At 36.3% G+C, this 12,295-nt stretch carries 7 protein-coding genes; 5 read left to right on the forward strand and 2 right to left on the reverse strand.

Annotation, left to right across the window (positions count from 1 at the left end; translation table 11 throughout):
- Nucleotides 1–8: 8 nt before the first annotated feature.
- A complete protein-coding gene (locus tag ASG22_RS04565; protein ID WP_055981262.1) occupies nucleotides 9–353 on the reverse strand; it encodes a phosphomannose isomerase type II C-terminal cupin domain in 345 nt (114 codons plus the stop codon).
- A gap of 121 nt (nucleotides 354–474) precedes the next feature.
- On the opposite strand from ASG22_RS04565, the gene gltX reads away from it, so the two are divergent.
- Together gltX and ASG22_RS04575 are read left to right on the forward strand one after the other, a co-directional pair.
- Nucleotides 475–2,199 (forward strand): glutamate--tRNA ligase, encoded by a 1,725-nt coding sequence (gene gltX / locus ASG22_RS04570; RefSeq protein ID WP_055981265.1) that lies wholly within the window; start codon nucleotides 475–477, stop codon nucleotides 2,197–2,199.
- A 48-nt stretch (nucleotides 2,200–2,247) separates the two neighbouring features.
- Entirely contained in the window at nucleotides 2,248–3,204 is a 957-nt protein-coding gene (locus tag ASG22_RS04575; RefSeq protein ID WP_055981269.1) for an acetyl-CoA carboxylase carboxyltransferase subunit alpha, read from the forward strand.
- Nucleotides 3,205–3,274: 70 nt separating this feature from the next.
- Here ASG22_RS04575 and ASG22_RS04580 read toward each other — a convergent pair whose 3' ends face one another.
- Entirely contained in the window at nucleotides 3,275–3,991 is a 717-nt protein-coding gene (locus ASG22_RS04580) for a DUF6759 domain-containing protein (protein WP_055981274.1), read from the reverse strand.
- Nucleotides 3,992–4,137: 146 nt separating this feature from the next.
- Here ASG22_RS04580 and tsf point away from each other — a divergent pair, with 146 nt between their 5' ends.
- From tsf to ASG22_RS04595, 3 genes are all read left to right on the forward strand, one after another.
- Nucleotides 4,138–4,962, forward strand: coding sequence for a translation elongation factor Ts (tsf, locus tag ASG22_RS04585; protein WP_055981277.1), 825 nt, complete (start codon nucleotides 4,138–4,140; stop codon nucleotides 4,960–4,962).
- A gap of 191 nt (nucleotides 4,963–5,153) precedes the next feature.
- A complete protein-coding gene (locus ASG22_RS04590; RefSeq protein WP_055981279.1) occupies nucleotides 5,154–8,735 on the forward strand; it encodes a T9SS type B sorting domain-containing protein in 3,582 nt (1,193 codons plus the stop codon).
- 202 nt (nucleotides 8,736–8,937) lie between these two features.
- Nucleotides 8,938–12,294, forward strand: coding sequence for a T9SS type B sorting domain-containing protein (locus tag ASG22_RS04595; RefSeq protein WP_055981282.1), 3,357 nt, complete (start codon nucleotides 8,938–8,940; stop codon nucleotides 12,292–12,294).
- The last annotated feature ends 1 nt before the right edge of the window (nucleotide 12,295 follow it).

Below are 12,295 nucleotides of genomic sequence, written 5' to 3' on the forward strand. Positions count from 1 at the left end.
ACAAGCAATTAATTTCGATCATACTCATCCTCAATCCTCACAATATCATCCTCACCAAAATAAGTTCCTGTCTGCACTTCAATGAAAACAACAGGTTTATCAGAAAGATTCATCATTCTGTGTTTGGCGCCTAATGGGATAAAAATACTTTCTCCGTATTTCAGGTTGATTTCTTTGTCATCTAAAACTACTGTTGCATCACCTTCAATGATCGTCCATTGTTCCTGTCTTTTGTAGTGATATTGGTAAGATAATTTCTGACCTGGGTTTACTTCGATCCTTTTCAATTTATAATTCGGTTCGTCTGCCAAAACAAAATATTTCCCCCAAGGTCTTTCGCCTATTTCTAACATGATGTATTTCTATTAATTTGTACAAATGTAGATATTCAAATCAAAAAAGGCAACAACCAAAATATTAATCATTCTTAAAACATATAATTTTAAGTAAATTTGCACCAAAATTTTAATTGATATGGAGAAAGTAAGAGTTCGTTTCGCTCCGAGTCCTACCGGACCTTTGCATTTGGGAGGTGTAAGAACCGCATTATATGATTATCTTTTTGCTAAAAATATGGGTGGAGAATTTGTATTGAGAATTGAAGATACAGATACCGCAAGATATGTAGAAGGAGCAGAAGATTACATTGAAGAGGCATTGGAATGGTGCGGAATCATTGCGGATGAAAGTCCTAAAAAAGGAGGAAAATTCGCTCCATACAGACAGTCTGAAAGAAGAGACATTTATGACCGATATACAGAGCAAATCTTAAAAACAGATTATGCATACATCGCTTTTGATACCGCTGAAGAATTAGACACAGTACGGGCAGAATACGAATCGAAAGGTGAAGTTTTCTCTTATGATAACAGAACGAGAAACCAGTTAAAAAACAGCATTGCGCTTTCAGAAGAGGACGTTCAGAAATTGCTGGATGAAAAGACACCTTATGTCGTAAGATTCAAAATGCCGATTGACAGAACTTTAAATCTTGTAGATATTATCAGAGGAAATTCTTCAGTAAATACGAATACTTTAGACGATAAAGTTTTGGTAAAAAATGACGGAATGCCTACTTACCATTTCGCCAACATTATTGATGATCATGAAATGGAAATTTCTCACGTTATTCGTGGTGAAGAATGGTTGCCATCTTTAGGTTTACACACATTACTCTATGAAGCAATGGGTTGGGAAGCGCCTCAGTTTGCCCACCTTTCTTTGATTTTAAAACCGGATATTTCTACATTAATCAACAAAGAAAATATTGACAGTATTACGAAATCTTTTGCGGAAGAATTTGTAACGAAAAATGATCAGTTTTCTTTTGATGAATCTGCAACAATTATTAAATCTTTCTTTTCAGAGGTGAAAAGCCCAAGATTTAAATCTATGTTGAATGAAAATGATAAGGATAACGAAATCACCGCTTCTGTAAAACAGTTTTTAAAGAAAGGTATTTCAGGAAAGTTGAGCAAAAGAGACGGTGATAAATTCGGATTCCCGGTTTTCCCATTAAACTTTACAGATCCTAAGACCGGAAATGTATCAAAAGGCTACAGAGAAAGCGGCTATCTTCCTGATGCATTCATCAACATGGTGGCACTTTTGGGTTGGTCGCCTGCGGATGATAAAGAAATTTTATCCCTTGATGAAATGGCAAAAGAATTTGATCTCAATAAAGTTCACAAAGCCGGAGCAAGATTCAGTAAAGAAAAATCGGAATGGTTCAATCATCAGTATATTCAGAAAACTTCGGATGAAGAATTGCTTTCGATCTTAAAAAATTCAGATTTAAATTTAAATATCGAAGTTGAAAAATTAGTAAAGATTATTCATCTGATGAAAGAAAGAGCAACGTTCCCGAAAGACATCTACGAAAACGGAAAATTTTTCTTCGAAGCACCTACTTCTTATGATGAAAAAGCATCAAAAAAGGCTTGGAATGAGGAAACTTCCGTAATTTTAGGTGAATTAGCGCAAAATTTAAACAGTACAGATTTCAACGCTGAAAACTTAAAGCAGATTGTTCATGATTTTGCCGAAAACAAAGGCTTGGGAATGGGTAAAGTGATGATGCCGCTACGTTTATCGTTGGTTGGAGAACTGAAAGGTCCAGACGTTCCCGACATCATGGAACTTATTGGTAAAGAGGAAACTACCTCAAGAATCAACAATGCGATCAATAATATTAAATAGATTTTCATAATTTTTCATACATTTGAAAGATTTAATTTACTTCAAGAAATGGAATATTTAAGTTTCGAACTCCCTATCAAAGAATTAATGGATCAGTACCAAACCTGTTCTTTAGTAGGAGAAGAAAGTGGTGTTGATGTAAAATTAGCATGCAGCCAGATCGAGGATAAGATTTTGGAAAAGAAAAAAGAAATCTACGGAAATCTTACCCCTTGGCAAAGAGTACAACTATCCCGTCATCCGGATCGTCCTTATACATTAGATTATATTAACGGCATGGCAGACAAAGGAAGTTTCCTTGAACTTCACGGAGACAGAAATTTTGCCGACGATCCTGCAATGATTGGAGGTTTAATCACTCTGGACGGTCAAAGAGTAATGATTATCGGAACTCAAAAAGGGAGAACAACTAAAGAAAGACAATACAGAAGATTCGGAATGCCGAATCCTGAAGGATACAGAAAAGCTTTAAGACTGATGAAGCTGGCTGAAAAATTCAAAATTCCTGTAGTAACTTTGGTTGATACACCGGGAGCATATCCGGGATTGGAAGCTGAAGAAAGAGGACAGGGTGAAGCCATTGCAAGAAATATTTTTGAAATGACAATGCTTAAAACTCCGATCTTCACTTATATTATCGGTGAAGGAGCAAGTGGTGGTGCATTAGGAATCGGTGTTGGTAACAAAGTGTATATGTTGGAAAACACATGGTACACGGTAATTGCACCGGAAAGCTGCTCATCAATTCTTTGGAGAAACTGGGATCATAAGGAAGATGCAGCCAACGCATTGAATCTTACTCCAAAAGATGCTTTACGAGAAAAATTCATCGATGGAATTATTGAAGAACCACTTGGGGGAGCACAATATGATAAGGAAACTACTTTTATTAATTTGAAAAGTTCGATTTTACAGAATATTAAAGCATTCTCAAAATTCACAGGACAGGAGCTTGAAACCCAAAGGCAAGATAAATTCATTGCAATGGGACAGTTTAAAGGATAAAAAATTAAAACGGTTAAGAAAAATTTCTTAACCGTTTTTTTATGACTTCTTCAAATATTTAGTTATGTTTTTACTCACCCAAATTCAATTCGATCTCAATATCTTTAACGATTTTCTTTACGGAAGTATATTTAGCATCACAAACCATCGTTGTTAAAATGTATTCACCTTTTTCTACCAATACAAAGTTTTGACTTTTTGACGGAACATCGAGATTATAATATTTTTTTCCGCTGATTTTCACAATCAGATTACATTTTGATCTGTTCTTAATATTAATATACGCTTCTTTATCCATAGGATCGTTGTTGAACATATGTGTCAATAAAGCCGCCGTCCTCTTTCCCTGTTCGCTCGGTTCCGCTTTCTTGCTTGCTGTTCCTGCAACACTTGCATAGTTTACTTTTCTTTCAGATCCTGCCGAATTTTTCGTAGTTGATGCATTTGATGCAATAGCTTTGGGATTATTCAGACTGTTATTATAAACAAGCTGTTTTAATTTATCTTCTTCGCTCAAAGGTTTTATAGTTGGTTTGGCTTCTGGAGAATTGTTCGCCATAATAAGCTGGATCAATTTCTTTTTAAAGTACTCCGTTTTTGCGTGTCCCGGATTTTGTTTTAGAAATCCTGCAATTATTCTGGCTTCGGAACTTGCTTCTGCATCATTTTCTGTATAAATGATTATCGTTTCTTTTTCTACAATGGCTTTGGATTTCGTCTTTTTCTTTTTCTGAGAAAATCCTAGCGCAAAAACTGATAAAAATAGGAGAAGAAATATTTTTTTCATTCATTAAGTATTTAAAAATTTCATTAAATATACAAATAACGCAAAAACTCATTTTTTAGTTTATCATTAAAATCATTATCTTTGCATCGCTTTAAAAATAAGCTAAAAATTAATACTAATCTTAAATAAAATAAATAATAGATATTATGTCTTACACACCAGCTGCTGCAGACGTAGCAAAATTGAGAAACCAGACAGGTGCAGGAATGATGGACTGCAAAAAAGCTTTAGTTGAAGCTGAAGGAGATTTCGAAAAAGCAGTAGATATCCTTAGAAAAAAAGGACAGAAAGTTGCGGCTAACAGAGCAGACAGAGATTCTTCTGAAGGTGCAGTTATCGCTAGAGTAAACGAAGACAACACATTGGGAGTTGTTATTTCTTTGAACTGTGAAACTGATTTCGTTGCTAAAAACGAAGCATTTATCGAGTTGGCTTACGAATTGGCTGAAATGGCAATTTTTGCTGCTACTAAAGAAGAATTATTGGCTACAGATTTCCACGGATTAACTGTTGCTGAAAAATTAATCGAGCAAACAGGTGTTATCGGTGAAAAAATCGAGATCGGTGCATTCGAAAGAATTACAGGACCTTATTTAGGAGCTTACATCCACGCTGGAAACAAAATCGCTGCAATCACTGCTCTTTCTGCTAAAGTAGAAGGTGCTGACGAAGCTGCTAAATCTGTTTCTATGCAGGCTGCTGCTATGAACCCGATCGCTCTTGACGAAACTGCTGTTTCTCAGGAAACTATCGACAAAGAATTAGAAATCGAAAGACATAAACTTACTGAAGAAGGTAAGCCTGCAAACATTATCGACAATATCTTGAAAGGTAAAATGCAGAGATTCTACAAAGACAATACTTTGGTACACCAGGATTTCATCAAAGACAGCTCTATTTCAGTTGCTGACTATGTAAAATCTGTAAATGCTGATCTTAAAGTAACAGGATTTGTAAGAGTAAGCTTATAATCTTTTAGATTTTAAAATATTGATCCCGATGATTCTTTCATCGGGATTTTTTTATGCCTGAATATGAAATTCGTCAAATATTAACTCATTATTAAATATTTAGTAATTACTGTTTCTATACAAATCCGTAACATAAAACACCGTAAAAATTAGTCATTAATACTTAGATTTGCAGCCCTTTATTATTAGACATGAAAAAATTTTTACTAATTATTTGTACCTTTTATTGCATAATTATTAATGCTCAGTTAGATACGGAACACTGGTTTGCACCAATGTCTGCAAGTTCTCTTCAGGGCACTCCGGAATGTTACCTCTATCTTTCTACCAATGAAACAACTCCTTTTTCTGTACAGATTTACAACAACAATACAGTATATTCTACCGTACAGGTAAGCAAAGGGAATCCCGTACAGGTGACGATCCCAAATAATTTTATGATCGCTTCTACGCTAACCAATCTTTTTACACAAAGAACGATGGGATTAAACGTAAAAGGCAATAAAAAGTTCTTTGCTAATTTTAGATTTGCAGTTCCCAATCAGGCTGAAATCATTACTTCAAAAGGATTGGCAGGCGTTGGTAAAAACTTTTTCGTAGGCTTAGCTCCCAACACGACAGCAAAACCTTACGTAAACTCAACCATCGGATTTATCGCCACTGAAGATAATACGACAGTAACTTTATCAGGGTACAATCCAGGAGTTGTTTTCTCTGATGGTGTTTCCGCTCCGTCAAGAACGTTTACCATTAACAGAGGAAAATCATATATTATTGAAGCTCAAAGTAATTTATCAACCAATAATTTAGCCGGATTGGTTGGCGCAAAAATTACTGCTAACAAGCCAATTTCTGTAACCAATGGAAATTTCAACAGTATTTATACCACACAAAATAACAGCAATGTTGATGTACTGATGGATCAGGCTGTCCCCGTGGAAAGATTAGGAAAAGAGTTTGTGATGGTAAAAGGAAACGGCCCCGCCAATTCCGGAATGGAAGCCGCTTTGGTCATCGCTACAGAAAACAATACAAAATTAACTGTAAATGGAAATCTTTTAGGAGGCGTTACTTTGAATGAAGGACAATATTATGTGGTACAGGGCACAAATTACATCAATCAAGGGAACGGGCATTACAATATGAGTATTTCTGCCACAAATAATGTTTATATTTATCAGCTTCTTGCCGGAACTTCGGGAAGCACAGTGTATGCAACCGGCGGAATGAACTTCATCCCACCATTAAGCTGTTTTTTACCTAAAGAAATCAACGAGATCGGATTCATCAACAGAATTGGAAGCGATACGTTCAATACAAAACTGAATATCATTACTCAGACAGGAGCTACAGTAACTCTTAACAACAACACTATTGCCGCAGGAAACGGTCCTTATCCGGTAAACGGAAATCCGGGATGGGTATCCTATTCAATTCCGAATGTAACAGGAAATATTACGGTCAACTCTACTCTACCTGTAACCGCAGGGATTGCAGCTGGAAATGGCGCCGTAGGTTATGGTGGATATTTTGCGGGATTTTCTTCTGTCCCAGCTATTACAAAGACCGGAGACTGCTATGCCGGAATTCTTTTGCAGGTTGATAATAATTATGATGCGTATCAATGGTTTTTAAACGGAACTGCGATTCCGGGAGCCAATTCTTTTTCTATTAATCCTGAATTGTACGGAGCCGGAGATTATACATGTTTAATTACAAAAAATAACTGTGAGACGAGATTAACAACCCCTTACAATTATACATTATGCCCACCGATTTCTACAACAACCTATAATATCGGATCTTGTAATACAAAAGTAATTACCCCCGCATTTACAAGTTCTGCACAGACAATTGTCCCTTCTATTACCAATATTATTGCTGCTCCAACATCAGGAACGGCAACAGTAAATTCGACGACAGGGCAAATCACTTATACGCCAAATCCGACAACAGTAAATGCAACAGATTCATTTACCTATTATATTCAGGGAAACGGAAATCCGTTTGACTTTGAATATTTTAAAATCATCATTAATACAAATGTTCTACAGGTAAACAATGGAACTTTAGTATCTTGCGCAGGAACAACTTACGATCTTACTTCAGTAAGTCTTTCACCAGATTCAGGAATCACGGTTACTTATTTCACAAATTCAAATTTAACTGGACAAATTACATCTCCTTCAACGTATTCAGGACCTGCGGGTAGTATTTATGCAAATGTAACTTCACAATATGGATGTTCAAAACCGGCTCAGATTACATTAACGACAACTCCAGCACCCAATATTACGAATGCGACTTTAGCATCTTGTACAGTAACAAGCGGAAATGGAACTTACGACCTTACTTCCGTGAGTGTTTCTCCTGATTCAGGAATCACGGTTACTTATTTTACCAATTCAAACTTGACGGGACAAATTACAAGTCCTGCAACGTATTCGGGACCTGCAGGAATTATTTATGCAAATGTAACCTCATCATCAGGATGTTCAAAAACAGCTCAGATCACATTAACAACAACTCCGGCACCGAATATTAACACAAGTGCTTACAACGCTAATCTTTGTGATGATAATTTAGATGGAATTATTAATGTAAATTTTTCAAGCATTACTCCTCAGATTGTTATTAATTCAGCCAACTTTATCGTTAGATATTATCTAAATCAGACAGATGCAAATGCAGGAAACAGCAATACTTTGCCAACCAACTGGACGTATTCTGCAAACACAACGGTTTACGTAAAAGTAGATGCAATTTCCGGAAGTTGTCCAGCTGCGGTTGGACAGATCAATTTTAAGATCGGAAACAAGATTACTTTATTGACTAATTCTGTCAATATGGAAGTGTGTGATAATGATCTTGACGGTTCTGAAAACGTAAATCTTAATGATTATAAAAACTTATTTATCACCAATCCTGCTATTACGATAACATTTCATTCGACGTTAGCTGAGGCTCAGAACGGAACGAATTCAATTTCACCAAACCAAACGATTAATACTCCAAAAACATTCTATGTAAGATTCACAAGCGCAACAGAATGTCCGAACACAGGAATTATTACTATAAAGATAAAGACTCCTAAAAAATCAACCACCCTAACTGATAAAGCTGTCTGTTCTACAGAGCAGGTTATATTAGATGCAGGAACAGGATTTACCTCTTATACATGGAGTACGGGAGTAACGACACAAACGATTACTGCAGGTGCGGGAAGTTATTGGGTTGATCTTGGCTTCAACGGTTGTGTTTATCGTCAAAATGTAAATGTAACGACATCGCAGGCTCCTGTTATTACAGGTATCAGCGTTACCGGATCAAATGCAACTGTAAATGTGACAGGAGGAACCGCTCCTTATCAATATTCATTAAACGGAGTTGATTATCAGACCTCAAATACCTTTACAGGTTTGACAAGAGGGCTTCATCATGTATATGTTTTGGGGAGAGATGGCTGTTCTCCTGTAATTAAAGAATTTTTAATTGTAAATCTTGTCAATGCAATCACACCCAACGGTGACGGAATAAATGATGTTTTAAATTACTCAGAGCTAAGAATAAAGCAAGAAGTATCTATTCAAATTTCTGACAGATATGGCGCTGTAGTTTATCAGTCTGAAGGCAAAAATTATACCTGGGACGGTAAACAAAACGGAAGAACTCTCCCTACCGGAACGTATTGGTATATTTTAAAATGGATAGAACCCGACACCAAATTGCCGGTTTCATATTCCGGATGGATTTTGATTAAAAACAGAGAGTAATTTTTAGCAATTTTAATAATTCAAAATAATAGTCCCGGGATTTTTTTACCGGGATTTTTCATACCACATGATTACGAAATTACCTCTCTTATTAAAAAAAGATTAAATATTCAACAATTTAAACCATTATAGAAATTCATTATCAACATTTATATAAAAAATTGATTATTAATACTTACATTTGCATCCCTTATTGAGAAAAATGAAAAAACTTTTACTAACCATTTGCACTTTTCTTTGTCTATTATTCAATGCACAGCTTGATACCGATCATTGGTTTGCTCCGATGGCGGCAAAAGCGGGAAATGTTAATCTTGAAGGATATTTATATTTATCCACCAATGAAACGACTCCGTTTAGTGTTCAGGTTTTTAATAATAACACATTGTACACAACGGTACAGGTTAGTAAAGGAAATCCCGTTCAGGTTAGTATTCCAAATTATTTTTTAATTACAACCAATCAGGCTGATCTTTTTACACCCAATTCTATGGGAATGTATGTAAAAGGAACGAAAAAGTTTTTTGCCAATTATCGATTTTCACTTCAGAATCATGCTGAAATCATTACCTCTAAAGGATTAGCCGGCTTGGGAACAAATTTCTATGCAGGAACGGTTCCTATAACCGGCAGTGCCTTTTATGTAAATGCGACAATAGGAATTACAGCAACGGAAGATAATACATCTGTTGTCGTTTCAGGCTATAATCCGGGTGTTGTTTTTTCTGATGGAAGCTCAAGCCCTACGAAAACTTTCACATTAAACAGAGGGCAATCCTATATCTTAGACGCTACAAGTACAGACTCCGGATATAATCTCGATGGATTGGTTGGGGCAAAAATAGAATCTACAAAGCCTATTTCTGTAACCAACGGAAATTTTAATGGAATTTATACCGATTTCAATTATACCAACAATGATGTTTTAATGGATCAGGCAGTTCCTGTAGATAGATTAGGAAAAGATTTCGTTTTAGTAAAAGGAAATGGTACGGCAACCTCCGGAATGGAAACAGCATTAATTATCGCAACAGAAAACAATACACAATTAACTTTCAACGGAGTTGCGTCGGGTATTACGCTGAATGCAGGTCAATATTTTAGAGTACCGAGCTTAAATTATATCAATCAGGGAGCAGGAAATTACAATATGGGAATTTCCTCCAATAAAAACATTTATGTTTATCAGTTATTAGCCGGAGTTTCCGGTACAACCGGAGCTAATGAATATGCGACCGGTGGAATGAATTTTATACCGCCTTTAAGCTGTTTTATGCCTAATAAAGTGGATGAGATTGGATTCATTAACAGAATTGGTAATCAAACCTTTACAACAAGGTTAAACATCATCACCCAAACCGGAGCAACTGTTACTTTAAACGGAAATTCAATTGCTGCAGCAAACGGTCCTTATCCCGTTAATGGAAATCCGAATTGGGTAACCTATACGATTCCAAACGTAACGGGCACAGTGGTTGTTAACTCCACAAAATCTGTGACAGCAGGAATTGCCGCAGGAAGTGGCGCTGTTGGCTATGGAGGATATTTTGCCGGATTCTCATCAATTCCTGTTATTTCAAAAACGGGAGACTGTTATGCAGGAATTTTATTACAGGTTGATAATTCTTATGATTCCTACCAATGGTATCTTAACGGAAACATTATTCCCGGAGCAACATCTTATTCAATCAATCCTGAATTATACGGAGCCGGGACATATACCTGTTTAATTATTAAAAACAATTGCGAATCCAGGCTTACGACGGGTTACAACTATACCCTATGTCCGCCGATTACAACAACAACTTACAATATAGGATCTTGTAATACGAAAGTGATTTCACCGGTATTCACAACTTCTACACAAGCTATTGTACCTTCGAATACCAATATCATTTCTGCACCAACTTCAGGAACAGCAACGGTAAATCCTACAACAGGAGAAATTACCTATACTCCGAATCCTGGATTGACTGCTGATACTACAGATTCATTTATTTATTATGTAGACGGAAACGGAACTCCTGCCGATTTCGAATATTTTAAAATAATAATCAATGTTGATGTTTTGCAAACAACAAATGCAGCTTTAACATCTTGTGCTGATGCCGCAGGAAACGGAACTTTCAATCTTTCTTCTGTCAGCCTTTCTCCTGATACAGGAACTACAGTTCAATATTACACGAATTCGGCGATGACAGGAACAGCGATTGCTGCTCCGGCGACATACAGTGGTCCTGCGGGAACAATCTATGCCAATGTTTCTTCCCAATATGGTTGCACAAAACAGGCTCAGATTACTTTGACAACGACTCCATCTCCCACTATCAATACAAGTAATTATAACGCTACGCTTTGTGATGATAATTTTGATGGAATTGTAAACGTCAATTTCGCTTCTATTTCTCCTTTGATTGTGACCGGCTCTGCTAGTTTTACCATAAGATATTATTTGGTTCAATCTGATGCAACTGCAGGAAACAACAATAATTTACCAGCAAACTGGACGTACACCACAGCCACAACTGTTTATGTAAGAGTGGATGCTACTACAGGAACCTGTCCTCCGGCTTTCGGACAAATTAATTTTAAAGTCGGCAACAGAATTACTTTAATTACTAATACTGTCAATAGTGAGGTTTGTGATAATGACATTAATGGTTCAGAAAATGTAAACCTTAATGATTTTAAAAATTTAATTACTACTAATACCGGAGTTACTGCAACATTCTATTCCACGTTAGCCAATGCTCAAGCAGGAACAAGTGCAATTTCACCGAATCAGACCATTACAACGACAAGCACATTCTATGTTAGATTTACAAGTGCTACAGAATGCCCTAATACAGGAACTTTAACAGTAACCTTAAAAACACCTAAAAAATCTATCATATTAAAAGATACCGTAGTTTGTGCCGATGATAGAGCTATTTTAGATGCTGGAGCCGGATTCACTTCTTATTCCTGGAGCAACGGCGCTACGACACAAACTATTACAGTTGGAGAAGGAAGTTATTATGTAGATTTAGGATTTAACGGTTGTATATATCGCCAAACGGCTAATGTGACAACGGCTCAGGCTCCGACTATTACAAAAATTGAAGTAACAGCATCCAATGCCACTGTTTCCGTTGCGGGCGGAACTACACCTTATCAATATTCATTAAACGGAATCGATTATCAGACATCAAATGTATTCGTAGGTTTATCAAGAGGAATTCATAAGATTTATGTGTTGGGATCAGACGGATGTTCTCCGGTAACTCAGGAATTTTTAGTGTTAAATCTTATTAACGCAATTACACCGAATGGTGACGGAATTAATGATGTCTTAAACTATTCAGATTTGAGAATAAAACAGAATGTTTCCATTGAGGTTGTAGACCGATACGGAGCTCCTGTCTACAGGTCTTCAGACAAAAATTATATCTGGAACGGAAAAATGAACGGAAGCCCTCTTCCTACCGGAACATATTGGTATTTATTGAAATGGACAGAGCCGGATACAAAATTACCAGTTTCGTATTCAGGATGGCTTTTAATTAAAAATCGTGATTAAA

The organism is Chryseobacterium sp. Leaf405, assembly GCF_001425355.1.
Taxonomy (GTDB): Bacteria; Bacteroidota; Bacteroidia; order Flavobacteriales; family Weeksellaceae; genus Chryseobacterium.

What these genes read in the sequence shown, in the direction of transcription:
- ASG22_RS04565 (WP_055981262.1), bottom strand. Translation starts at nt 353, where the DNA reads ATGTTAGAAATAGGCGAAAGACCTTGGGGGAAATATTTTGTTTTGGCA.
- gltX (WP_055981265.1), top strand. Translation starts at nt 475, where the DNA reads ATGGAGAAAGTAAGAGTTCGTTTCGCTCCGAGTCCTACCGGACCTTTG.
- ASG22_RS04575 (WP_055981269.1), top strand. Translation starts at nt 2,248, where the DNA reads ATGGAATATTTAAGTTTCGAACTCCCTATCAAAGAATTAATGGATCAG.
- ASG22_RS04580 (WP_055981274.1), bottom strand. Translation starts at nt 3,991, where the DNA reads ATGAAAAAAATATTTCTTCTCCTATTTTTATCAGTTTTTGCGCTAGGA.
- tsf (WP_055981277.1), top strand. Translation starts at nt 4,138, where the DNA reads ATGTCTTACACACCAGCTGCTGCAGACGTAGCAAAATTGAGAAACCAG.
- ASG22_RS04590 (WP_055981279.1), top strand. Translation starts at nt 5,154, where the DNA reads ATGAAAAAATTTTTACTAATTATTTGTACCTTTTATTGCATAATTATT.
- ASG22_RS04595 (WP_055981282.1), top strand. Translation starts at nt 8,938, where the DNA reads ATGAAAAAACTTTTACTAACCATTTGCACTTTTCTTTGTCTATTATTC.